The following is a 24,211-nucleotide window of genomic DNA, read 5'->3' as shown; positions in this document are numbered from 1 at the left end:
GCGCCTTACGCTGCTTCGCGCGGTTGCTGGGCCTGCGGCTTGTCGTAGTAGCTGGCCGCTCGCAACTCGTGCGGCTCGAAGTCGTCCACGGTAATGGTGTCCATCATCATCTCGCGCAACTCTTCCAGCTGCCTGCGCTCGTCGCCGGTGATCACGCCTTCGGCCACCGCCTCGTCCAGCTGTGCGGTGAAACCCAGCGCTTCGATGCCCTTGGTCTTGAGCGCCTTGAGGAACTTGCGCTCCACCGGCTCGGCCAGCACGGCCTTGGCCAGATAGCTGGCGATACGCCCGCCCGGATTGTTGGCACAGGGGGTCAGGAACACGCCCTGGGCCAGGCGGTCGCGCGCTTCGTTCGGCGTCATCAGGATCGATGCCACGCGGTGCCCCAGGCGGTCGCCCGGCGCTTCGGCACGACGGCCCAGCGGGAAGATCAGCAGCCACATCAACCAGCCCACCGGCCGGATCGGGAAGTTGCGCAGCGCCGCCGACAGCGCGGTTTCGATCTTGTGCACGCTGTCATGGAACGCCCATGCCAGCAGCGGCTGATCGGTCGCCGGCGCGCCTTCGTCGTGATAGCGCTTGAGCATCGCGCTGGTCAGGTAGATGTGGCTCAGCACATCACCCAGCCGGCCGGACAGCGACTCCTTGAACTTGAGCTTGCCGCCGAGCATCAGCATCGACACGTCGGCCATCAACGCCAGGTTGGCGGAATAACGATCCAGCTTGCGGAAGAAGCGACGCGTGTACGCATCGCCCGGCGCTGCACCGATGCGTGCGCCGGTCAGCCCGAACCAGAACGAACGCACCGCGTTGGAGATACCGAAGCGGATATGCCCGAACAGGCTCTGGTCGAACGCTTCCAGACCACGGCGCGTATCCGGATCCTGCGCCGCCTGCATTTCCTTCATCACCCACGGATGGCACAGGATCGCGCCCTGGCCGAAGATCAGCAGGCTGCGGGTCATGATGTTGGCGCCTTCCACGGTCACGCCGATCGGCGCCGCCTGCCAGGCACGGCCGGCGAAGTTGCGCGGCCCCAGGATGATGCCCTTGCCGCCGATCACATCCATCATGTCGCTGACCACTTCGCGGCCCATGGTGGTGCAGTGGTACTTGGCGATCGCCGACGGCACCGACGGCACGTCGCCACGGTCCACCGCCGCGGCGGTGGCCTGCGACAACGCACTGATCGCATACGCCTTGCCACCGATCCGTGCGAGCGCTTCTTCCACGCCTTCGAAGCGGCCGATCGACAGACCGAACTGCTTGCGAATGCGCGCATACGCACCGGTGACCACCGCGGCGTACTTGCCGCCACCGCTGGCCGTGGAGGGCAGGGTGATCGAGCGGCCCACTGCCAGGCACTCGTTGAGCATGTTCCAGCCCTTGCCGACCATTTCCACGCCGCCAATCAACTGGCTCAGCGGGATGAACACTTCCTCGCCATGGATCGGGCCGTTCTGGAACGGCGAATTGAGCGGGAAATGGCGACGGCCGATTTCCACGCCGGGAGTCTCGCGCGGCAGCAGCGCCAGGGTGATGCCGATGTCCTTCTTGTCGCCGATCAGGCCATCCGGATCGTAGGCGCGGAATGCCAGGCCGATCAGCGAGGCGACCGGCGCCAGGGTGATGTAGCGCTTGTCGAAGGTGAGCTTGACGCCGAGCACGTTGGCGCCGTTCCACTCGCCCTTGCAGACGATGCCGTAGTCGGGGATCGAGGTCGCATCGGAGCCGGCGAACGGGCCGGTCAGGCCGAAGCACGGCACCTCGGCACCCACTGCCAGGCGCGGCAGGTAATAGTCCTTCTGTTCCGGCGTGCCGTAATGCAGCAACAGCTCACCCGGCCCGAGCGAGTTGGGCACGCCGACGGTGGAGCTGACCACGCTGGAGATCGAGGACAGCTTCTGGATCACCTTGTGATGCGCCAGCGCACTGAAGCCCAGGCCGCCGTACTGCTTGGGAATGATCATGCCGAAGAACTTGTTCTTCTTGATGTACTCCCACAGCTCCGGCGGCAGATCGGCGTGGACATGGGTGATCTCCCAGTCGTTGACCATCTTGCACAGCTCTTCGACCGGGCCGTCCAGAAATGCCTGCTCTTCGGCGGTCAATTGCGGCTTGGGGTAGTTGAGCAGCTTCTGCCAATCCGGGTCGCCGGTGAACAGCTCGCCTTCAAAGCCCACCGAGCCGGTTTCCAGTGCGATGCGTTCGGTCTGCGACAACGGCGGCAGTACCTTGCGGAAGAAACCCATCAGCGGCGTGGTCAGCAGCGGCTTGCGCAGGAACGGCAACAGCACCGGCGCGGAGACCAGCACCACCAGCACGGCAGCGACGATGGTCGCGGTGAGATTGGCCCCCAGCAACCAGCAGGCCACAAGCACACAGGCGCTCAGCGCAACCCAGGTGGCAAGGCGCATGCGGTGATAGGCAGCGATGCCCGCCGCCAGGATGACGAAGAGAAACGGTGCAACGATGCTCATGGTCTTGCTCCAGTGACATGCTCGGTAATGTTGGACGCTGCGATGGTGCCAACCGGGGGCAGTGCGTCCAGATAATGCAACACGGTTGCGGTAAACGTGGTGTTGTCGTCGCCGGCCAACATGTGCGTGGCATCGGGCAGATGCACGTGCTGCGCATGCGGCGCGATCGACAGGAATTCGCTGATGGTGTCCGGCGTGACCAGATCGCTGCGCCCGCCGCTGATCAGCAGGAGCGGGCAACGCACCTGCGCGGCGGCGTCCAGCAAGGTCTGCTGCTGTGCATACGGGTCCTGACCTGCCAGCTCATCGACCAGCCGCGGATCCCAATGCCAGTGCCACCTGTTGTCCGCCCGCTGCCTCAGCAAGGCCTGCAGCTGCTCGGCCGTCTTGCGCGGGCGTTGCGGCAGATACGCGGCAATTGTGTCGGCAGCGGCATCCAGCGATGCGAAACCCTCCGGATGCGCGGTCATGAAACGCAGGATGCGCTCCACGCCTGCGGTATCCCAGCGCGGCGTGATGTCGACCAGGACGATCGCGCGAAACAGGCCGGGCCAGCGCGCCTCCGCAAGCAGGCCGAACAAGCCGCCCATCGATGCGGCGACCAGCACCGGTGGCGCGGCCTGCTCGCCCGCCAGCACAATCAAGTCATCGGTGAATTGCGTTGCCGAGTAGGGCAGGCCAACGTCGTTGAAGCCGGAGTCGCCATGACCGCGCGCGTCGTAGGCCAGCGCCCGGTAGCCAGCGTCGGCCAGTCGAGCCGCAGTGCTTTCCCAGGCGTACCGGGTCTGTCCAAACCCATGTGCCAGCAGCACCGTCGCTGCATTGCCCGCGCCTCGCTCCGACACCGCAAGCGAGGTATCGCCAGCAGTGATGCGAATGCTGGACGCACTGTGGGCAAGGCTAGAAGGAGAGGAAACCATACCTTATGGTATGGACCTGCCCAGGCCACTGTCAATACTGCCTGGTATGGACGGTTAAGCCATTGAATCGTGGCAGTTGTGTGTCCGTTGTGTGATGCATACTGCAACTGACGCAAGCGTATGGTTAAATCGCGTCAATGAACGATATCCCCGACCCGAGCCTCACCACGCCCCGCGCCACGTCCGGTCGCGGCAACCGCCTCAGTGCGGACGATTGGGCGCAGGCCGCACTGGACCTGATCGCCGAACAAGGCGTGGGCGCCGTCGCAGTGGAGCCACTGGCACGCCGTCTCGGCGTGACCAAGGGCAGCTTCTATTGGCACTTCCCCTCCCGCGATGCCTTGCTGCAGGCAGCGCTCGAACGCTGGGAGATCTTCGAACAGAAGGAAGTGTTCGGCAGCCTGGAAGACGTCCCGGATCCCAGCGCACGCTTGCGCGCGCTGTTCCAGCTGGTCGCGCACGAAGTCAAACCGCATGTCATCTACAGCGAACTGCTCAAGGCACTTGACCACCCGGCCGTGCGTCCGGTCATCGACCGCGTCTCGCAGCGCCGTCTCGACTACCTGATCGCCTCGTTCCGCCAAGCCGGTCTGAGCCGCACCGACGCCCAACACCGTGCGCGCCTGGCCTACGCCGCCTACGTCGGTTTCCTGCAACTCTCGCTGCAGTTGCAGCAGCCCAAGCAAGCCCGCGAAGACTTCGAAGCCTACGTCGAGCATGTGATCCAGACGTTGATTCCGGGATAACCAACACGCGTTGGGTGAGTCCAACCCTTCCTTTTTGAACTTCAAACACAACTACGGCCCCATTTGGGGCCGTAGTTGTGTTCATCCGGCAGGCTCTATCAGAAGCGCTGACGGTACTGCATGTACATGTAGCGGCCCGGCAGGTCGTACTGCGGGTCAAACATGTTGTACGCGGTGCTGTACGCGACCGGCGGATCCTTGTCGAAGGCGTTGTTCAAACCAACCGATACCGTCGCATTCCAAGGAGTGCTGTAACGCACCTGGATGTCGTGATACGTGGTCGCACCGATGTGGTTGCGCGGCGATGCGCCATCGGCAGTAACGCGGTCAGGCTCGGAGCAGTAAGCCTGCGCCAGTGTCGCCGACAACGGGCAGACTTCTTCCATGCCGGACTTGTAGCGCAGACCCCAATTGATGCCGAAATCGCCAAACGACCAGTCGACATAGAGGTTGGAACGAATGCGCCAGTACGGATCCTGATTCAGGTAACGACCCTGGAACTGTTCCAGCTCGGAGTCTGCAGTCGCCTTGGTTTCCCAGCTCGAAAGATAGGTCGAATCCCAGCTGATGGTGAACTGGCCGAAGGCCGTTTCCGGCAAGCGGTAGTTGATGCCCAGATCCCAGCCTTCAACCTTGTACGAGGCCAGATTCAACAGCGGCATGTTGATGTTGGTGACGGTATAGGCACCATCGCTGTAGTTGGGGTCACGCGTGATCAGACTGCAATATTCAGCCTGCTCGCCGGCGCTGCCGCCATAGCACTTGTCCAGAATGAACTGTGCTTCCGGACGCGTGATGGCGTTTTCGATTTCGATCTGCCACCAGTCCAGGGTGACATTCAGGCCCTGCACGAAGCTCGGGCTGAACACAAAACCGAGGGTGCGGCTGGTCGATGTTTCCGGCTGCAGTTGCTCGTTGGAGGTGTAGGTGAAAGGCTCCAGCGTCTGCTTGGCGCCGGTACCTGCACCGGGCTGCACGAAATTGGCGGGCACGCCGGCTGCAGCACAGTTCTGGGCCACGACCGGATTGCTTAGCTGACCTGCCTGGATCGAGCAGGGATCGGCGTAGGTTTCAAACGAGTCGGCGTTGCCGGCAAACAGGTTGTTAATGCTCGGAGCGCGGAAGCCTTCGCTGTAGTTACCGCGAATCATCAAGTCCTGGATAGGCTTCCAGCGGAAACCGAACTTGTTATTGACGGTATCGCCGAAGTTGCTGTAGTCCGAATAACGAGTCGCCAAGCTGAAGTCGAGCAGCTGGGCGCCCGGCAGATCTGCCAGAACCGGGACCGAGAGTTCCAGATAGAACTCGTCCAGGCTGTAGGAGCCTGCGGTCGGGCGCGCGCCGTTGCCGGTGCTGAGGCCTGCTGCGATAAACGCGTCCGGATCGAACTGGCCGCTCTCCTTGCGATACTCGTAGCCGGCAGCGAAGGCAAGCGGGCCAGCCGGGAGATCGACGATGTCGCCGCTGAGATTGGCTGTATAGCCCTTGGACTCGACGGAGGACGAATCGTGCGCGGTGAAGCTAGTGTAATCCAGCGCCGCCTGGCTGATCGAGCCACGCGGTCCCAGCGGATTGACCGGAACACATCCGGGAATCACATCACCGCCGGGCGCGGAAACGCATACCGGCACGCCGCCACGCAGCTCAGAGGGGCCGTAGGCGCTATTGAGGTTGGCGAGGTTGAACAGGCCGTAGGTCAGGTCGTTCTGATCGGACTTGTCGTAGCGATAGCCCACATCCCAGTCGAAGCTATGGTCGGCAAATTCGAAGAAACCTTCCAGGCCACCGTAGAAGTGCCAGTTCTTGACGTTCTGATTGAACGAGCGGCCACCGGTTTCGATGAAGCGGCGGTTGACACCGGTCAGGTTCTGATCGAACGGGTTGTAGAGGCTATCTGCGCTCAAGGTCAGGCCGGTGACCGGCATTGCTGCCAGCAGCTGCTCGGACTTACGCTCGTTGTACATCGCCTCGGTACGGAACGTCACGTTATCGGTGAAGTTGAAGCTACCTTGAGCGAACAGCGAGGTGCGTTCCTGCGGGGTCAGCAGGTAGTTGTCTGGCGCGGTGTTGTAACCGTGGACGTTGGCCACGTAAGGCGTTTCGACGCCATTGATCAGGATGCGACGCGCGCCATTGCGCACATACGAGCCCGGGAAGCCGGTACCGCTCTGACCACTGAAGAACGGAGGACCGCCAGCAGAGATCTGTCGATCGCCCGCCATGACCGACTCTTCCTGCACGTAGGAAGCGCCCAGCAACAAACTTGCGCGGTCAGTGGTGGTGCCGATCGTGAAATCGTACGCCTGGCGCTGGCCATCGCCATCGCTGTACTGGCCAACGTTGACACCGGCCTCGGCGCCGTCGAAGTTCTTGCGGGTGATGATATTCACCACACCGGCAATGGCATCGGAGCCGTAAATCGTGGAAGCGCCATCTTTCAGGATGTCGATGCGCTCAACCATTGCAGTGGGAATGGTGTTGAGGTCGACGCTGCCGTCCAGGCCTGTGGTCCAGCGGCGGCCATTGACCAACACCAGGGTGCGTGCACTGCCGAGGTTGCGAAGCGCAATGCCGGAGCTGCCGTCGCCACCGTTGTTGAAGGTGCGGTTCAGCGCCGCGCCGTTGGCTGCCACGCGCTGCAACACATCGGCAACAGAGGTGACGCCCTGCTTGTCGATATCCTGACGGGTCAGCGTCAGGACGGGCTGCGACGTTTCAACGTCTGCGCTCTTAATGCGCGAACCGGTCACCTCGATCTTGTCGAGATTGGTGGTGCCGCCGGCTTCCTGAGCGATGGCGGTACCGGTACCGCCGACGCCCACGACAAGCGCGAGGACGACTGCATCGCGCAGCTTGTTGGACTTGCAATTCATTAGCTCTCTCTCCAAGTGATCTTGGGTACTGCCAAGGGTTGTTTGCCTGTCGGGGGGTCCGAAGAAGCGGATCCAAAACGTCAGGGTGAACCGATGGTATATGCGTTATGCGAGAAATTAAAGTCCCGTTAACGAAAAAGAAGAAAGGCGTGAAAGGCGGCGTGGGGCACATGGCCAGAACGAAAAACGCCACCGGCTGCGGGCCGATGGCGTCACGTTAAATCACTTCAAATCAATGACTTAGAGATCTTGCTCGTACCGGACGTACGGAATCGTACCGTCGCTGTTGCTTTCGTTGCTCGGCGCAAACGGGTTCTTGCCACGGGAAATCACGTTCTCGGCGCCGACCGTCAACTGGCCGCTCCAGGGGGTACGCCAGGTCAGGCCCAGGCCCAGACCTTCCCACTTTTCCGGCTGGCCGGGAACATCGACGACGCGGCCGATGACGTTGGCGCTGAAGGCGCCGTAGCCGCCACCGACGCTCAGGGTCTTGCTGTCCCACTGGTCGGCGATCGCCGGCGAAACGTCGGCCAGCGGCACCAGGCGCGCGCGCGCATAGGTCCCGCCGATCGAGACGAAGCCTTCGCGGCCAATGTTCTTCTGCCCGAATACGGTCAGGTCGTTCTGTTCGACGCGGGTCAGCGGTGCCTTGCCGGCGCCGATCAACCAGGCCGGCAGAGTGTCGCGGCCAGTGCCGGCGGTGACGCCGGCGCGGGCGCCAGCGCGGTTGAAGCCCAGCGTGGCCGAGACGCGGCGCGATGCTGCGGCGCTGTCTTCCTCGTCGTCGCCGATGCCTGCAAGCAGACAGTGGCTGGCGAGTCCGTTGATGTTGGTGCCGCGGCTGCTGTTGCAGATCAGGCCCAGCGAATCGCCGGAGGTCAGGCCGAAGGCCGCGTCCAGCGAGTTGCGACCGAAGTGCCAGCGTGCGCCAGCCTTCTGCTCGCCAGTGGGCTCCAGGTACAGAAAGGCTTCGACCTTTCCGCTGCCCTTGTTCCACACCGGCAGGATGGTGCTCTCGCGCAACTGCTGGGATGCCGACTGCGCGTGCGCACCCGTGGCTGCCGCGAGGGCAACCAGCAAAGCGAGCGGAAGGCGAAGAAGGTGTCGCATACCAGAGTTCAGACCCAGGGGCAGTTGTTAAGTTCCCGAGAGCGGGCAATCAGAATGCTAGGGCGTTTATGATTATTTAACAAGTAGCCGCGTTCCCCGGAATGCAGCACCAACGCTATCTATTGCAACCTTTCCGGCGCGTCCAATGACGGCTGCGCCCCGCTGAAAAGTACGTCCAGCGCGGTCAACGGAAAGTGATACTCACGCCCGCAGAACTCGCAGCGGACCTCGACCTCGCCGGTCGCCTCGGCAGCGGCACGCGCCTCGTCTTCGCCCAGCGATTGCAGCATCGAAGCGACCCGCTCGCGCGAACAGGAGCAGCCGAAGCTGAGCGGCTTGCTACCCAGCAACTGGGTGTCTTCCTCGTGGAACAACCGGTGCAGCAGGTCCTCGCTGGCGACCGAGAGCAGTTCCGGTGCGCCCAGGGTGTCGAACAGGGCGCCGATGCGGGTCCAGCCATCGTTGTCGCCTTCGTCGCCAGGCAACTTTTGCAGCAACAGGCCGGCGGCCTGGTCCGGGCCCGCGGCCAGCAGCAGCCGGGTCGGCAGCTGCTCGGACTGATGGAAATAGGTTTCGAAGGCTTCGGCCAGGTCCGGCGCCTGCATGCCGACCAGGCTCTGGTAGCGCTGTGGTTCACGCGGGTCCAGGCCGGGGTTCTCGATGGTGATCGCCAGCAGCGCGGCCTCGCCCAGTTCGCGCAGGTCGGCGGGCGCATCGGCACCGTCGGCCAGCTGCACGATGCCGCGCAAGGTGCCGGCTGCGGTGCATTCGGCGAACAGGGTGCGCAGGGTCTGGTTGCCGCGTAGTTGCACCGACAGGCGCCCGTCGACCTTGGTGTGTCCGGTGAACAAGGCTGAGGCCACCGCTGCTTCGCCGAGCAACTGGCGGGCGGCGGGCGGGTAGTCGGCCGCCCCCTGGATGTCGTGCCAGGCCTGGGTCAGGCGCACATGGACGCCGCGCACGCCAGCGGCAGGCAGCAGGAAACGGGAAAGCTGATCGTGATCGGTCATGGGGACATCGGACGTAAGGGACGCCGGTTGCCGGATAATGCAACGAGCATCGGAATGAAAGGTCGTAGCGAACAATGGGGACGGATGCATTGGATGGCAAGCAGGTGGCGCCACCGCGGCGCGCGGGGCGTTGGCTGCGCTGGCTGTTGGCGGCCCCGCTGCTGTTCGCTGCCGCGAGCGTGCTGCAGGTGCTGGTGCTGCGGGTGATCGATCCGCCGGTCAGCAGCATGATGGTGGGGCGCTATCTGGAAGCCTGGGGCGAGGGCGACTGGCGTTTTTCGCTGCACCAGCAATGGCGCGACTACGACAGGATCGCCGCCAGCCTGCCGATTTCGGTGGTGGCTGCGGAGGATCAGCAGTTTCCGCTGCATCACGGCTTCGACCTGCAGGCGATCGAAAAGGCGCGCGACCACAATGCGCGCGGCGGACGCGTGCGCGGGGCCAGCACGATCAGCCAGCAGGTCGCCAAGAACGTGTTCCTGTGGCAGGGCCGCAGTTGGCTGCGCAAGGGCCTGGAGGCCTGGTACACGGTGCTGATCGAGTTGTTGTGGCCGAAGCAGCGCATTCTGGAGATGTATCTCAACGTTGCCGAGTTCGGCGACGGGGTGTACGGCGCGCAGGCCGCTGCCCGGCAGTTCTGGGGCAAGGATGCGGCGGGGCTGTCGCCGGGCGAATCGGCGCGTCTGGCAGCGGTACTGCCTTCGCCACGCCGCTATGACGCACGTCGTCCCGGCGCCTATGTGCAACGGCGGGCGGCATGGATCCAGCGGCAGGCGCGCCAGCTGGGTGGCCCCGCGTATCTGCAGGCACCATGAGCATGCAGACGTCCGGCCCCGCCCAGCTGCCGTTGGCAGCAGACCGCCTGACGGTGGTGATTGCGGCCTATAACGAGGAGACCAGCATTCCGCAGCTGCATCCGCGCCTGTGCGCAGTGCTGGCGGGCTTGCATGGCGTGCAGACGCATGTGCTGTATGTCGATGATGGCAGCAGCGACGGCACCTGGAGCGTGCTGCAGGCGCTTGCCGATGCCGACCCGCAGGTGAGCGCGGTGCGGCTGTCGCGTAATTTCGGCAAGGAAGTGGCCATTTCTGCCGGCCTGGACCATGTGTTGCCCGGTGCGGTGGTGCTGCTCGATGCCGATGGACAGGACCCGCCGGAGCTGATTCCCGAATTCGTCGCGCTGTGGCGCGCCGGTTACGACAACATCTTCGGCACGCGGATTTTTCGCGAGGGCGAGAGCTGGTTGAAGCGCAGCGCGGCGCATGCGTTCTATCGGGTGATCCGGCAGTTGTCGCGCACGCCGATTCCCGCCGATACCGGGGATTTCAGACTGCTGTCGCCGCGGGTGGTGGAGGCCTTACAGCAGCTGCGCGAGCGCCACCGTTTCATGAAGGGGCTGTTTGGCTGGGTCGGGTTTCGCCAGGTGGCGCTGCCGTATCGGCGTGCGCCGCGGCTGTCGGGGCGCAGCAAGTTCACGGTGTGGCGGCTGTGGAACTTCGCGCTGGATGGCATCACCAGTTTTTCCACCGTGCCGCTGCGCGCGGCAACCTATCTGGGCTTGCTTACCGCGCTGGTGGCATTCCTGTTCGGTGGCTGGGTGGTGATCAAGGCGGCGCTGATGGGCGACCCGGTGGCCGGCTGGCCGACCATGATGTCGGTGATCCTATTCCTTGGCGGCATCCAGCTGATTGCCCTGGGCCTGATCGGCGAATACCTGGGCCGGTTATATGACGAGGCCAAGCAGCGTCCGCTGTACCTGGTCGATACCCACCGCGGCGTGGTGGGAGTAGTCTGCGACCACCAGACCAAGCGCGGAGCGGGCCATGCAGACCGTACGACAGCTATTGGGGACCAAGCAGGTTGAGGTGTTCGCCGTGGCGGCAGACGCTGCAGTGATCGAGGCGATCCGGATGATGGCCGAGAAAGGCATCGGTGCGGTATTGGTGATGGACGGACCACGGCTGGTCGGCATCGTGTCCGAGCGCGATTACGCGCGCAAGGTGGTGCTGCGCGACCGCGCCTCATCGACCACCAGTGTTGCCGAGATCATGAGCACCCAGGTGGTGACGGTGTTGCCGTCGGACACGGTGGAGCGCTGCATGCAGTTGATGACCGACGGACGCTTCCGGCATCTGCCGGTGCTGGACAACGGGCGCGTACAGGGCGTGATTTCCATCGGCGATCTGGTCAAGGCGGTGATCGAGCGCCAGCAGCACGATATCGATCAATTGCAGCGTTACATCGCCAGCTAGAGCCGTGCCGGCTGGGTTCCCTGCGTTCTGCATTGAGCGGCGCTTCTGCCCGGGCTGGCTTGATGAGTGTGGCGGGCAGAGAGATGAGTGTCAGGGGGTTTGATCTGCAGCCTATTGCAGGGCCCTTGCCCGCCCACCATCGCAGGACACGCCGCAAGTACGTCCTTGTAGGCTCTTACGCGGCATCCATGCCGCGTAAGGTCCCGCGACGGTGAGCGGGCAAGGACCTATCGAGATGGTCGGTGCGCATGGGTAAGAGCAGTGCGGGATGGGCCCTGTTCGCTCATGACGGATCGGCTCCACGTCTGATGCACACCGCACTACAGACAGCTTTTCACAAGAGCGCCGGCCAACTGTCTGGTGCGGTGTCCTCGCCGATTGCAGGACCGAGTAGCGGAAGGGATGCCGCCACCGAGCTTCCAGGGACGAATTCACGTCGCGTCCTGCGAGCGGTGAGGTGCCGCGCACGACTCACCGAGGTTTGCCTGAGCATCCTGACTGCAAGAACCGATGACGCTGTTCGCCATCGCTGCGTGTGTCTGTTGAGAAGTGCACTCGTCAAAGACAATGCATACGCTCAACACGTTGCCACCATCGCTGCAGCGTTTGGCAGATTTGCTGGTCGCCTAAGGTCTTGCCGCGAGATTACTTCGCGAACTTGCCACCGCAGTCGCTATCCGTGCCCGGACCCGGTTCGAAGGTCGCGAGCAAGGCGGCGGGCGGGGCGATCATGCCCAGGCCGACTGCAAGCGCGCCACGCAGGCCCAACGCCTTGAAGTCGGGACGGAAGGTCGGGTCCTTGAAGCTGCCGCCGATCCGCAACGGCGAGCGCAGACTCAGGATGCTGCGGTCCTTCGGGCGCGGGCGCAGCAGCAGGTCCAGCGTCTCGTCCTTCAAGCTGATGCTGCCTTCGCCAACGATGATGGTGTCGGTGCTGTCGAAGGCCAGCGCACGCGATTGCATCAGGCCGTCCTGCACCCCGAAGTCGCCGAAGATGCAGCGCACCGGAATCTGACGGTCCTTGGTGACCAGATATTTCAGCGACTCGGCGATATCCAGCCCGGCCAGTTCCATGATCAGGTTGCCGACATGCCCACGGCCCATGCCGACGCCGATCGTGCCGTCGGCGGTACCGAGCATCGCGCCGATCGAATTGCCGCGGCCACGCAGATCGAACTCGCCGCCGATGGCACCCGAGGCCTGCTTGGCAAGCGTCGTGTCGGGGAACAGCTGATCCAGCCGGATGCCGCGAAGGCCGGCCTTGAGCTGCGTGTTGATCACCTCGTTGCGCGCATCCATGCGGATGGTGGAGCGGATGTCGCCGCCGGCAACGCCGAAGTTGAGCGGATCCAGCTGCAGCAGACCGTCCTTCAAGGTCAGTGAGGCGTCCATGTCGTCCAGCGGCCACGACGGCGCATTGATGCGCTGCGCGCGCCAGCGCACCTGCGCATCCATCGCACGCAGCTTAGACAGGTCATAAGGCGTGCTGGGCAGCACGCGGGCGCTGGCTGCGAGTTGTGCGGCCTGCTTTTTCTGTTCGGCGTTTGCCGACTCGTTCGCGCCGGTCTTCGGCGGTGCGCCGACGAAGCCTGCCAGGTCGTCGAAATCCAGGCGTTTGGACGCCAGATCCGCACGCAGGAACGGACGCTTGTTGCGCAGGTCCACTTCCGCGGTACCTGACAGATCGCTATCGCCGGCGGTGCCGGTGAACTTTTCGTAGCGCCAGAGCTGGCCGTTGCGGCGCAGATGACCATCGAGCTTGTACGGCGGCGTCGACGGCATGGCTACGCCGGTCAGCGGATACAGATCCTGCATGTCCTGACCGCTGAGTGCCATTTGCAGATCGAAGACCTGGAACTGGAACGGGTTGGTCAAGGTGCCGCGCACGTGCGTGCGGGTGGCGCCGGCGCTGCCGCGCAGATCGATACGGAACGGATGCTCGCTCTGACTCAGCTCCAGCGGCGAGGCGGTGTTGCCCTTGAGCGTGAAGGGATAGCCCTTCCAGCGGCCCTTGCCATCGATGCCGATGGGCGCCGCACGCTGGTCGCTGCTCGGCGGGGCGAGGCTGTTGATTGCCACATCCACATCCGAGCGATTGGCTGCATCGATGTATTGCAGGCGCCCGTTGTTCACCAGCAGGCGGCCAAGGCGCGGCATCGTGCCATCGCCATCGTCCTGATCGAAGACCCAGTTGCCGGGATGGGTGTCGTCGCCGGCTTCCAGAAGGACGGTCGGGTGATCCAGACGGATTTCCGGCAGACGCAGCTTGCCGCGCAGCAGCGGCCACAACTCGACATCGATCTCGGCCGAGTTGAGCTCGGCCATCGGCCCGCGCTTTGACCATGCTGCATTGGCCAGGCTAAGCCGATTGCCGCGCACCGTGGTCGTGCGTCCCAGCTTTACATCCAGATAGCCGAGGTGGAATTCGCGACCGGTCTTGGCACTGACCAGGCGCTCGACCGGGCCACGTAGCCAGTTCCACTGGAACAGCAGCACGAAGACCACCACGATGGCGGCGACGATGGCGAACCCGGCAAGCCAGCGTCGACGACGTGGCGTGGGGGAAGGAGATGCAGCTGAGGTGTCGGTCACGTTGTTCACGCGGGCCATGGTTGGCGATGGCTCGTGCACGGCGCGCGAACGCGCCGCAGATCGTGCCTCACATGACCTGCGCAATCACCGCAACGAAGTGGCAAGCGCTGCCGGCCAGCACGAACAGGTGCCAGATTGCATGGAAATAGCGCTGGGTGTCGCGCTGGTAGAAATACGTGCCCAGCGTATAGAAGAGTCCGCCGGCCAGCAGCCAGCACAGAGACCAGGTATCGACAGAGCGCAGTAAGGGCTGGATCGCCACGACGATCAGCCAGCCCATCGCCAGATACAGCACCGTCGACAACAGGCGGAAACGACCGGTGAAGAACAGCTTGAAGATCACCCCGGCGGCGGCAATCGTCCAGATCGCGGCAAACAATCCCCAGCCCCAGGAGTCGCGCAGATTGATCAGCGTGAACGGGGTATAGGTCCCGGCGATCAACAGATAGATCGCGCAGTGATCGAGCACCTGCAGGCGCGCCTTGGCGCCCGGATGCGGAATGGCATGAAACAGCGTGGAGGCGACGTACAGCAGTACCAGGGTGGCGCTGAAGACGATGGAGGTGGCCAGTTGCCAGCCATCGCCATAGATGGCGGCCAGCGTGATCAGCACCGAGCCGCCAGCCAATGCAGCAATGGCACCCAGGCCGTGGGTCACGGCGCTGGCTATCTCGTCGCGCAGGTCGGTCGAGGGGGAGGCGTCTGCGTTCATGCCAAAAAGGTACCGCAATTGCGAGCAATTCGCATCGCCGGCAGGTGCGGTTGCGCGCCTTGGTTCAAGCCGCGGTCAATCGATCGCCCTGGCATGCGCATGCTCGCGCGTGGCAGAGAAACGTACGTCCGGCGCGCGTTCCTGCGCCAGCTGCAGGTTCACCCGCGTCGGGGCGAGATAGACCAGCTGGCCGGCGGCGTCGATCCCCAGATTGCCGGCATTTTTCTCGCGGAACTCTTCCAGCTTCCTGGCGTTGTCGCAATGCACCCAGCGCGCGGTGGTGACGCTCACCGGTTCGAAGATCGCATCCACGCCGTATTCGTCCTTGAGCCGGTAGGCCACCACGTCGAACTGCAGCACACCCACCGCGCCCAGGATCAGGTCGTTGCTCATCAACGGGCGGAAGAACTGCGTGGCGCCTTCTTCGGACAGCTGCGCCAGGCCCTTTTGCAACTGCTTGAGCTTGAGCGGGTCGCGCAGGCGTGCACGCCGGAACAGTTCCGGTGCGAAGTTGGGAATGCCGGTGAACGACAGCGATTCGCCTTCGGTGAACGTGTCGCCGATGGAGATGGTGCCGTGGTTGTGGATGCCGATGACATCGCCCGGCCAGGCTTCGGCGGCGATCTCGCGGTCGGAGGCCATGAAGGTCAGCGCATTGGCCAGCTTGACGTCCTTGCCGCTGCGCACGTGCAATGCCTTCATGCCGGCGGTGAACTTGCCCGAGCACACGCGCATGAAGGCCACGCGGTCGCGATGCTGCGGGTCCATGTTGGCCTGGATCTTGAAGACGAAGCCGCTGAGCTTGGCCTCGGTCGCCTCGACCCGGCGGCCGGTGGTGTCGCGCGCCTGCGGTGGCGGTGCGTGCTCGATGAAGAAATCCAGCAGCGGTTGCACGCCGAAGTTGTTGACGCCCGAGCCGAAGAACACCGGCGTCTGCTGGCCGGCGCGGTACGCCTGCAGGTCGAACGGATTGCTGGCGCCTTGCACCAGTTCCAGTTCGTCGCGCAGTTCGGCCAGCATCTGTGCGCCGATCTTTTCGGCCAGGCCCGGGGCATCCAGCGACGGGAAGATGGTCGAATCCTGGCGGGTGAAGTTGCGGCCCTGTTCGTACAGGTGCACCTCGCCGGTGATCAGGTGCACCACGCCCTTCAGGCGCTGGCCCATGCCGATCGGCCAGGTGACCGGGGCGCACTGGATGCCAAGCACGGTTTCGACTTCATCCAGCAGATCGATCGGGTTCTTGCCCTCGCGATCGAGCTTGTTGATGAAGGTCATGATGGGGGTGTCGCGCAGGCGGCAGACTTCCATCAGCTTGATGGTGCGTTCTTCCACGCCCTTGGCGACGTCGATGACCATCAGCGCCGAGTCCACGGCGGTCAGCACCCGGTAGGTGTCCTCGCCGAAGTCGGCGTGGCCGGGGGTGTCGAGCAGATTGACGATCTTGCCCTCGTACGGGAACTGCATCACCGAGGAGGTGACCGAGATACCGCGCTCCTTTTCCAGCGCCATCCAGTCCGAGGTGGCGTGACGGGCGGCCTTGCGGCCCTTGACCGAGCCGGCCATCTGGATCGCACCCCCGAACAGCAGCAGCTTTTCGGTCAGCGTGGTCTTGCCCGCATCGGGGTGGGAAATGATGGCGAAGGTGCGGCGGCGCGCGGCTTCGTTGGAGACGTCGGACATGGGCTGAGCGCGCCCGGGCGGACGCCTGCGGAAACTGAGGAAGCCGGTGATTATAGCGGCTTCGCCGCGGCGGGCCTCTGTGGCCCTGGCCTGGCCTTCCCGGTCGGTAGCCCGGCGCTTGCCGGGCGGCCGTCACTCACGGTGCCGGCGAGGGGAACTGCAACTCGCCCTGGGGGCCCAGCATCCGGAACGGCAACGCGATCAGGCGCAGGTCCGCATTGCGCTGGAGCGCGAAATGCAGGTGGGGGGCGGTGCTGTAGCCGGTATTGCCAGAGGCGCCCAGGCGCTCGCCGGTGCGCACCACCTGGCCCGGGCGCACCGCCACGCCATCGGGCGCCAGATGGGCATAGATGGCCATGCTGCCGTCGGCATGCAGCACCCGCACCAGGTTGCCGCCGGCGGCGGCCTGGTCCTGCGGGCCGCCTTCGATGACATCCTGCCGCACTTCCATCACCACGCCCTCGCGCGCTGCCAGCACCGGCGTGCCCTGCGGCAAGGCGAAGTCCACCGCATACCAGTTGGGCGCATCGGCATGGCTGAAGGCCCCGCCGAAGCCCTGGTCCACGCGTATCGGCGCATCGCGGAACGGGAGCCGGTAGCGCACCTGCTGCTGCGGGCGGGCCTGCGGATCGCCGGGCACCAGATCGAGCGTGAGTCCCAGGCCGGCCAGGCTGCGCTGGTTGCTGGCTGGATACAGCCGGGCGAGCAGCCGGCGTTCGTGCGCCGCCAGTTGCACCGTCAGCGGCAATGCCGGCACGGCGCGATAGTCCTCGCTGGGCGGTGCGCTCAGCTGCACCTGTGCGGGTCCGGCCAGCGGGTTGCTGACCCAGGCCAGGTAAGCCGGGGCCTGCCACTCCAGTTGCAGTGACGGGCCGATGTCTGCCGATGCAGCCGCAGTCTGCGCAGCTGCGACCGCTGGCGAGCTCGCAGGCGTGTTCGCGGCACCGGGCCAATGCCAGCGCTGCTGCGCGTTGGCCGGCGCGATACACGCCAGGGCCGCAATGATGAAAGACCGGGCGAGGGCGGTCGGGGTGCTGCGAGACACGTGGTGGGGCACGTGGTCGGCTCAACTCAAGGGGCCTCAAGTATGCAGTCCATCACAGGCCGGAGTGGTATCGGATGAAAATATATCTTTCCATCCGCATGAAGAGATTGACATCGCAAAAAAGCGGTGGCATCTTGGCTCCACCATCGAGACCGGCGGAGGGACAGGCCCTTTGATGCCGGGGCAGCCAGCGGAGCGCGCAAGCGCCCGCGTTTGGTGCCAAATCCTGCGGGGACCACCGCGTCCGCCGAAAGATGGTTCGAATCGTGCCTTGCGCACGTCGAACGCGAGCTCCCGCGAAGCTCGATGGCCGATCCACCCCGGATATCGCCATGAGCCTCGTGAATACAGCATCGCCGTCCACACCCGATTACATCGATATACCCGCTGCCACTGATGACGGCGTGCTTGCCGTGCGCGGCGAACTGGTCATTGCCCTGCCGATGCGCCATGCCGGCATGCGCGAGCTGCGGCTGCGCTATGAACTGGTCGGCGCCGCCAGTGCGCCGGTGGTGTTCGTGGCCGGCGGGATTTCCGCGCATCGCCATCTGGCCGCCAGCGGCCTGTTCCCCGAGAAGGGCTGGGTGGATGGCCTGGTCGGTGCCGGCCGCGCGCTGGATCCGGCCTCGCGGCGCCTGTTGTCATTCGATTTTCTCGGCGCCGACGGCACGCTGGATGCGCCGATCGATACCGCCGACCAGGCCGATGCGATCGCCGCATTGCTGGATGCACTGGGTATCGCGCGGTTGCACGGCTTCGTCGGCTACTCGTATGGCGCGCTGGTCGGCCTGCAGTTCGCCAGCCGCCATGCCGCCCGCGTCGGCACCCTGGTTGCGGTCAGTGGTGCGCATCGCGCGCATCCGTATGCCGCCGCCTGGCGCGCACTGCAGCGCCGTGCGGTGGCGCTGGGCCAGCTGCAATGCGCCGAAAATCATGGGCTGGCACTGGCACGGCAGTTCGCCATGCTCAGCTACCGCACCCCGGAAGAATTCAGCGAGCGCTTCGACGCGCCGCCGGAAGTGATCAATGGCCGCGTGCGCGTGGCCGCCGAAGACTACTTGGATGCCGCCGGCGCGCAGTATGTCGCGCGCACACCGGTGACCGCCTACCTGCGGCTGTCCGAGTCCATCGACCTGCATCGCATCGACCCGGCGCAGGTGCGCGTGCCCACCGTCGTCGTTGCGGTGGAGGGCGACCGCCTGGTGCCGCTGGCCGACCTGGTCAGCCTGGTCGAAGGGCTGGGGCCGCGCGGCAGCCTGCGCGTATTGCGCTCGCCGTACGGCCACGACGCCTTCCTGAAAGAAATCGATCGCATCGACGCGATCCTCGCCACTGCCCTTCGCCTCACCGGAGAAACCGCATGAGCTTTCGTGACCCCGCCGACGCCCCCTGTACCGCTGCCACCGCTGCCGTCCGCGCCGGCATCGACCGCGACACTGCCTATGGCGCGGTGACGCCGCCGATCGTGCTGTCGTCGAACTTCTCCTTCGACGGGTTCGGCAACAAGCGCCAGTACGACTACACCCGCAGCGGCAACCCGACCCGTGACCTGCTCGGCGAAGCGCTGGCCGAGTTGGAAGGTGGCGCCGGCGGGGTGATCACCTCCACCGGCATGGGCGCGATCAACCTGGTGCTCAATGCGTTGCTGCAGCCGGGCGACACCCTGGTGGTGCCGCACGATGCCTACGGCGGCAGCTGGCGCCTGTTCAATGCGCTGGCCAAGAAGGGCCACTTCGCGTTGGTCACCGCCGACCTGACCGACCCGCGTTCGCTGGCCGATGCGCTGGCGCAGTCGCCCAGGCTGGTGCTGATCGAAACCCCGTCCAACCCGCTGTTGCGCATCACCGACCTGCGTTTTGTCATCGAGGCGGCAAAGAAGGTGGGCGCGCTGACCGTGGTGGACAACACCTTCCTGTCGCCGGCACTGCAGAAGCCGCTGGAGTTCGGCGCGGATCTGGTGCTGCATTCCACCACCAAGTACATCAACGGCCATAGCGACGTGGTGGGCGGTGCGGTGGTGGCGCGCGATGCCGAGCTTCACCAGCAACTGGTGTGGTGGGCCAATGCGCTGGGCCTGACCGGGTCGCCGTTCGATGCCTTCCTCACCTTGCGCGGCCTGCGCACGCTGGACGCGCGCCTGCGCGTGCACCAGGAAAACGCCAACGCGATCGCCGAGCTGCTGGACGGACATGCGGTGGTCAATCAGGTGTATTTCCCCGGCCTGGCTGCGCATCCGGGTCATGCGCTGGCCGCGCGCCAGCAGAAGGGCTTCGGCGCGATGATGAGTTTCGAGCTCGATGGTGGCGAAGCTGCGGTGCGCGCGTTCGTCGATGGCCTGCGCTACTTCACCCTGGCCGAGTCGCTGGGCGGTGTGGAAAGCCTGATCGCGCATCCGGCCTCGATGACGCATGCGGCGATGACTGCCGAAGCACGCGCTGCCGCCGGGATTTCCGATGGCCTGCTGCGGCTGTCGATCGGGATCGAATCGGCCGAGGATCTGTTGATCGACCTGCGCGCCGGCCTGGCGCGTGCCGAAGCAACGCTGACCACCGCAAGCCGCAAACAGGTCGACGCGTGAGCACCGTGCTGCCTGTTTCGCGCCGCGCTTCGGCGGCAGCGGTGACGCCGACGCCACGGCTGGCCCTGCTGGGCACCGGGACGGTGGGGCGCGCGTTCGTGGCGCGCTACACCGCGCTGCAGGAGCGCCAGCTGCAGTTGCCGCGCTTCGACTGGCTGGCCAATTCGCGGATTGCCCACGATTGCGGTACCAGCGCCGCGCAGGCCTTGCAACAGGCCAACGCCGCACCGCGTGGCCAGGCCGTGCTGCAACCCTGGGCAGAAACCACCGCCTTGCGTGCCGGCGATCTGCTGGTGGACGCGACCGCCAGCGACGTCGTTGCCGATTGGCACGTGGAATGGCTGCTGCGTGGCGTGCACGTGGTCACTGCCAACAAGCTGGGCCAGGGCACCGCGTTGTCGCGCGCGCAGGCCCTGCACGCGGCACGTCACGCCAGTGGTGCGCACTACGGCGACAGCGCCACCGTCGGGGCGGGGCTGCCGGTGTTGAGCAGCGTGCGCGCGCTGGTGGCGGGCGGCGACCATATCCATTCGATCGAAGGCGTGTTGTCCGGGTCGCTGGCCTGGCTGTTCCATCGCTACGACGGCAATGGTGCGTTTTCCGATTGCGTGCGTGAGGCGATGGCGGCCGGCTATACCGAGCCGGATCCGCGCATCGACCTGTCAGGCGAGGACGTGCGGCGCAAGTTGCTGATCCTGGCGCGCGCGGCGGGCTGGCAGCTGGAAGCCGACCAGGTGCATGTGGAATCGCTGGTGCCCACGCGCATTGCGCGGCTGCCGCTTGACGCATTGGATGCGCAGCTGGACGCGCTGGATGAGGTCGTCGGCGCGCGCTGGCAGCAGGCGCGCGCTGCAGGACGCTGCCTGCGCTTTGTCGGCCGCGTGGATGCGCATGGCGCCAGCGTTGGCTTGCGCGAGCTGGCGCTGGATCACCCGCTCGCCGGTGGCGCCGGCACCGATAACCGTGTGGCCATCAGCAGTGATCGCTATCGCCAGCAGCCCCTGCTGATCCAGGGGCCGGGCGCGGGCGCGGAGGTGACTGCGGCCGCGTTGCTGGATGACGTGTTGCGGATTGTGGCTGGGTAGTAGGGGAAGAACGCGGACAGGCGCTGCCTCCGCCTGAGGGCAGCTGCCCGTGCGCGTGCAGTCGATGGCATCATCGGCTGCACGGCTGGTCCGCTGTCCGTTCTATACGTTGCAAACGCATCGCAGCTGCAGCTCGCCCGTTCGCGCGCTGCAGCTTCCACAGATGCGTTGGTCATGCCGATCGCTTTGTCGTCGGCACTGCTTACTGCGCAATCGCCTTCAACAACGCGGCATTGAAACGTGTCGGGTCCTGCACCTGCGGCGAGTGGCCGAGGTCGGCGAACTCAACCAGCGTCGCGTTCGGGATCGCCTCCGCTGCCCGCTTGCCCAGCTTGGTGTAATCGCCGACCCGTGCCTTGACCTCGGGCGGCGCGGTGTCCTTGCCGATCGCGGTGCGGTCCTTGAGGCCGATGAACAAGGTGGTGGGCACGGCGAGCTTGGGCAGTTCATAGACAACTGGTTGGTTGAATACCATGTCGTAGGTCAGCGCCTGGTTCCAGGCGACCGCCTGCCTGCCGTTGCCCAGCGACATGCCGGCCTGCATGCGCGCCCAGCGTTCGAACTCGGGCTTCCATTGGCCGGCGTAATAGACCTCCATCTGATACTTCTTGATGCGTTCGAAACTGATCTTCAGTTCGTTGTCGTACCACGCATCGACGCTGCGCCACGGAATGCCTTCGGCCTTCCAGTCTTCCAGTCCGATCGGGTCGACCAATGCCAGGTGCTCGGTGGCCTGCGGATACATCAGTGCATAGCGGATGGCGAGCATGCCGCCCATTGAATGACCGACCACCACGGCACGTTCGATGCCCAGCTTCTTCAGCAGTGCCTGCGTGTTGTCGGCCAGCTGCGCGAAGGAAAACTGATAGGCGGCCGGTTTGCTGGATTTGCAGAAGCCGACCTGGTCCGGCGCGATGACGCGGTAGCCGGCCTTGCTCAGTGCGGCAATGCTCTGCTCCCAGGTGGCGGCGCAGAAGTTCTTGCCGTGCAGCAGTACGGCGGTACGTCCGTTGGGCTTGCCGGTGGGCGCGACATCCAGGTACGCCATTTCCAGCGGCTGCTGTTGCGAGGTGAACGCGAAGGTCTTGACCGGGTAGGGATAGTCGAAGCCCTCCAGGCGCGGGCCATAGCGGGTTTCCTGCGCCATCAGGGGGCCGCAGGCAAGGGCAAGGGCGAGAGTGCAGGCAAGCTGTCGCATCGCGATCTCCGTCGGAATCCAGCATCAGACGGTACACGGGGAAATGTCGTGGGGACGTACAGCGTCGCTGCGCCGGGTGGACAGGCATGGCGCGGCCCAGGGCCGCGCCCGGCTCAGCATTCGATGACGTTCACCGCCAGCCCGCCGCGGCTGGTTTCCTTGTACTTGTCCTGCATGTCGCGGCCGGTGTCGCGCATGGTCTTGATGACCTTGTCCAGCGACACCTTGTGCTTGCCGTCGCCGCGCATGGCCATGCGGCTGGCGTTGATCGCCTTCACCGCGCCCATCGCGTTGCGTTCGATGCACGGGATCTGCACCAGGCCGCCGATCGGGTCGCAGGTCAGGCCCAGGTTGTGTTCCATGCCGATCTCCGCGGCATTCTCGATCTGCCCGGGATTGCCGCCCAGCGCGGCGACCAGGCCACCGGCCGCCATCGAGCAGGCCACGCCCACTTCGCCCTGGCAGCCGACCTCGGCGCCGGAAATGGAGGCGTTCTCTTTGTAGAGAATGCCGATGGCCGCAGCGGTGAGCAGGAAGTCGAAGATGCGCTGCTCGGACGCGCCGGGGCAGAAACGGTCGAAGTAATGCAGCACCGCCGGGATGATGCCGGCCGCGCCGTTGGTGGGCGCGGTGACCACACGGCCGCCGGCCGCGTTTTCTTCGTTGACGGCCAGTGCGTACAGGTTGACCCAGTCCAGCGTGGTCAGCGGATCGCGCATCGCCGCTTCCGGTTTGGAGGAGAGCTCGCGATACAAGGCCGGCGCGCGCCGCGAGACGTTCAGGCCGCCGGGCAGTGTGCCTTCCTGGCGGATGCCGCGCTCCACGCAGGACTGCATTGCCGCCCACAGCTCGCGCAGGCCGGCGCGAATCTCGTCCTCGCTGCGCCAGCTCTTTTCGTTTTCGAACATCAGCGCGGCGATGCTCAGGCCACTGCGCGCGCATTGCGCGAGCAGTTCGTCGCCACTGAGGAAGGGGTAGGGCAGCGGCGTTTCGTCGGCCACGATGCGGTCGTCGGCGGCATCGTCCTGGTTGACCACAAAACCGCCACCGACCGAGTAGTAATCGCGCGTGGCGATCACCGCCTCATCGGCGTCGTAGGCGGTAAAGCGCATGCCGTTGGTGTGGTACGGCAGCTTCTGCCGCTTGTTCATCGGCAGGTCGCGCTTTTCGTCGAAGGCGATGGCGTGCTGGCCCATCAGGTTGATGCGCTTGCTCGCGCGGATGCGCTCCAGCGTGGCGGGGATGATGTCCGGATCGATCAGGTTGGGGCGGTGGCCCTCTAGGCCAAGCAGCACGGCCTTGTCGGTGCCATGGCCGCGGCCGGTCAGGGCCAGCGAGCCGAAGACTTCGGCGCGGATGCGCACCGCATCGGGCAGGCGGCCGGCGTCGAGCAGCCAGCGATGCACGAAGCGCTCGGCCGCGCGCATCGGCCCCACGGTGTGGGAGGAACTCGGACCGATGCCGATCTTGAACAGGTCGAACGTGCTGACAGCCATGCTTGCCGGAGAGGTGAGCGTAAAGGCGGCTATTCTAGTCGGTCGGCGATTGCGGCACGGCTGCAGCGCAGCATGAGACCTCCCGATGGCCTTGATCCTTTACCAGCGCGACGACTGCCACCTGTGCGACCAGGCCGTGGAAGTGCTGGCGCAGGCACGCGCTGGCGAGTTCAGCAGCGTCTTCATCGACGGCGATGCGGCGCTTGAGGCCGCTTACGGGGAGCGTGTGCCGGTGCTGCGCGATGCGGATGGGCGCGAGCTGGACTGGCCGTTCGACAGCCGGCGATTGCGCGAGTGGTTGGATGCCGGCACGCGATGATGTGGCTTGCGCGCACTCGGCACGCGCCAGATGTGGATTCTGAGCGGCTGAAAACGACGTCGCGCCGGTCTGGTGCGGAGCGGATGATCTGGGCCTTCGCTGCAAGGCGGCCGAT

19 protein-coding genes and 1 riboswitch are annotated in these 24,211 nt (G+C 65.2%); of the genes, 8 read left to right on the top strand and 11 right to left on the bottom strand.

Annotated features, from left to right (window positions below):
- Window positions 1-5: 5 nt before the first annotated feature.
- Window positions 6-2,480 (bottom strand): acyl-CoA dehydrogenase, encoded by a 2,475-nt coding sequence (locus tag CPBF1521_RS17025; protein ID WP_104582992.1) that lies wholly within the window; start codon window positions 2,478-2,480, stop codon window positions 6-8.
- Window positions 2,477-3,400 (bottom strand): alpha/beta fold hydrolase, encoded by a 924-nt coding sequence (locus tag CPBF1521_RS17020; protein WP_181901267.1) that lies wholly within the window; start codon window positions 3,398-3,400, stop codon window positions 2,477-2,479. Before CPBF1521_RS17020 ends, CPBF1521_RS17025 begins: the two co-directional genes overlap by 4 nt.
- A gap of 137 nt (window positions 3,401-3,537) precedes the next feature.
- On the opposite strand from CPBF1521_RS17020, the gene CPBF1521_RS17015 reads away from it, so the two are divergent.
- Window positions 3,538-4,146, top strand: a complete 609-nt coding sequence (locus CPBF1521_RS17015) for a TetR/AcrR family transcriptional regulator (protein ID WP_104582993.1) — start codon at window positions 3,538-3,540, stop codon at window positions 4,144-4,146.
- A gap of 98 nt (window positions 4,147-4,244) precedes the next feature.
- On the opposite strand, the gene CPBF1521_RS17010 is transcribed toward CPBF1521_RS17015, so the two are convergent.
- From CPBF1521_RS17010 to hslO, 3 genes are all read right to left on the bottom strand, one after another.
- Window positions 4,245-7,019 carry a TonB-dependent receptor gene (locus tag CPBF1521_RS17010; RefSeq protein WP_166767504.1) on the bottom strand — a complete coding sequence of 925 codons (2,775 nt, stop codon included), beginning with the start codon at window positions 7,017-7,019 and terminating at the stop codon, window positions 4,245-4,247.
- 240 nt (window positions 7,020-7,259) lie between these two features.
- Window positions 7,260-8,096: an XOO1806 family protein gene (locus CPBF1521_RS17005; protein ID WP_180497030.1), complete on the bottom strand. Its 837-nt coding sequence runs from the start codon at window positions 8,094-8,096 to the stop codon at window positions 7,260-7,262.
- Between the two features lie 152 nt (window positions 8,097-8,248).
- Window positions 8,249-9,139 (bottom strand): Hsp33 family molecular chaperone HslO, encoded by an 891-nt coding sequence (gene hslO, locus CPBF1521_RS17000; protein ID WP_115677693.1) that lies wholly within the window; start codon window positions 9,137-9,139, stop codon window positions 8,249-8,251.
- Window positions 9,140-9,213: 74 nt separating this feature from the next.
- On the opposite strand from hslO, the gene mtgA reads away from it, so the two are divergent.
- From mtgA to CPBF1521_RS16985, 3 genes are read left to right on the top strand one after another with little or no spacing between them, the layout of a single operon-like run.
- Complete coding sequence (gene mtgA / locus CPBF1521_RS16995; RefSeq protein ID WP_115677692.1) at window positions 9,214-9,954, top strand: monofunctional biosynthetic peptidoglycan transglycosylase; 741 nt, start codon at window positions 9,214-9,216, stop codon at window positions 9,952-9,954.
- Between the two features lie 2 nt (window positions 9,955-9,956).
- Window positions 9,957-11,003, top strand: coding sequence for a glycosyltransferase family 2 protein (locus CPBF1521_RS16990; RefSeq protein WP_104582998.1), 1,047 nt, complete (start codon window positions 9,957-9,959; stop codon window positions 11,001-11,003).
- Window positions 10,963-11,391, top strand: coding sequence for a CBS domain-containing protein (locus CPBF1521_RS16985; RefSeq protein WP_115677691.1), 429 nt, complete (start codon window positions 10,963-10,965; stop codon window positions 11,389-11,391). The genes CPBF1521_RS16990 and CPBF1521_RS16985 overlap by 41 nt, the downstream gene beginning before the upstream one ends.
- 645 nt (window positions 11,392-12,036) lie before the next feature.
- Here CPBF1521_RS16985 and CPBF1521_RS16970 read toward each other — a convergent pair.
- The 4 genes from CPBF1521_RS16970 to CPBF1521_RS16955 all read right to left on the bottom strand — a co-directional run bounded on the left by CPBF1521_RS16970 (window position 12,037) and on the right by CPBF1521_RS16955 (window position 17,432).
- Window positions 12,037-14,001 carry an AsmA family protein gene (locus tag CPBF1521_RS16970; RefSeq protein WP_370659383.1) on the bottom strand — a complete coding sequence of 655 codons (1,965 nt, stop codon included), beginning with the start codon at window positions 13,999-14,001 and terminating at the stop codon, window positions 12,037-12,039.
- 49 nt (window positions 14,002-14,050) lie between these two features.
- Complete coding sequence (gene trhA / locus CPBF1521_RS16965; RefSeq protein ID WP_115677689.1) at window positions 14,051-14,695, bottom strand: PAQR family membrane homeostasis protein TrhA; 645 nt, start codon at window positions 14,693-14,695, stop codon at window positions 14,051-14,053.
- Window positions 14,696-14,770: 75 nt separating this feature from the next.
- The gene (locus tag CPBF1521_RS16960; RefSeq protein ID WP_115677688.1) at window positions 14,771-16,375 is read right to left on the bottom strand and encodes a peptide chain release factor 3; all 1,605 of its coding nucleotides are present in this window, start codon (window positions 16,373-16,375) and stop codon (window positions 14,771-14,773) included.
- Between the two features lie 136 nt (window positions 16,376-16,511).
- Window positions 16,512-17,432, bottom strand: coding sequence for a M23 family metallopeptidase (locus CPBF1521_RS16955; RefSeq protein ID WP_115677687.1), 921 nt, complete (start codon window positions 17,430-17,432; stop codon window positions 16,512-16,514).
- 128 nt (window positions 17,433-17,560) lie between these two features.
- Window positions 17,561-17,681, top strand: a riboswitch (SAM riboswitch).
- A gap of 71 nt (window positions 17,682-17,752) precedes the next feature.
- On the opposite strand from CPBF1521_RS16955, the gene metX reads away from it, so the two are divergent.
- Genes metX through CPBF1521_RS16940 form a run of 3 tightly spaced genes read left to right on the top strand, consistent with a single transcriptional unit; the run spans window position 17,753 to window position 21,083 of the window.
- Window positions 17,753-18,784, top strand: a complete 1,032-nt coding sequence (metX, locus tag CPBF1521_RS16950) for a homoserine O-succinyltransferase MetX (RefSeq protein WP_115677686.1) — start codon at window positions 17,753-17,755, stop codon at window positions 18,782-18,784.
- Window positions 18,781-19,998 carry an O-succinylhomoserine (thiol)-lyase gene (locus CPBF1521_RS16945; RefSeq protein ID WP_115677685.1) on the top strand — a complete coding sequence of 406 codons (1,218 nt, stop codon included), beginning with the start codon at window positions 18,781-18,783 and terminating at the stop codon, window positions 19,996-19,998. The genes metX and CPBF1521_RS16945 overlap by 4 nt, the downstream gene beginning before the upstream one ends.
- On the top strand, window positions 19,995-21,083 hold the full coding sequence (locus tag CPBF1521_RS16940) for a homoserine dehydrogenase family protein (RefSeq protein ID WP_164740202.1): 1,089 nt from the start codon (window positions 19,995-19,997) through the stop codon (window positions 21,081-21,083). The genes CPBF1521_RS16945 and CPBF1521_RS16940 overlap by 4 nt, the downstream gene beginning before the upstream one ends.
- Window positions 21,084-21,285: 202 nt before the next feature.
- Here CPBF1521_RS16940 and CPBF1521_RS16935 read toward each other — a convergent pair whose 3' ends face one another.
- Window positions 21,286-22,281 carry an alpha/beta fold hydrolase gene (locus CPBF1521_RS16935; protein WP_104583005.1) on the bottom strand — a complete coding sequence of 332 codons (996 nt, stop codon included), beginning with the start codon at window positions 22,279-22,281 and terminating at the stop codon, window positions 21,286-21,288.
- A 113-nt stretch (window positions 22,282-22,394) separates the two neighbouring features.
- The gene (locus tag CPBF1521_RS16930) at window positions 22,395-23,777 is read right to left on the bottom strand and encodes an L-serine ammonia-lyase (RefSeq protein WP_115677684.1); all 1,383 of its coding nucleotides are present in this window, start codon (window positions 23,775-23,777) and stop codon (window positions 22,395-22,397) included.
- An 85-nt stretch (window positions 23,778-23,862) separates the two neighbouring features.
- On the opposite strand from CPBF1521_RS16930, the gene CPBF1521_RS16925 reads away from it, so the two are divergent.
- Window positions 23,863-24,096 carry a glutaredoxin family protein gene (locus tag CPBF1521_RS16925; RefSeq protein ID WP_115677683.1) on the top strand — a complete coding sequence of 78 codons (234 nt, stop codon included), beginning with the start codon at window positions 23,863-23,865 and terminating at the stop codon, window positions 24,094-24,096.
- Window positions 24,097-24,211 lie beyond the last annotated feature (115 nt).

This window comes from Xanthomonas euroxanthea (genome assembly GCF_900476395.1).
GTDB lineage: Bacteria > Pseudomonadota > Gammaproteobacteria > Xanthomonadales > Xanthomonadaceae > Xanthomonas > Xanthomonas euroxanthea.
This window is presented reverse-complemented; position numbering and strand designations above follow the sequence as displayed.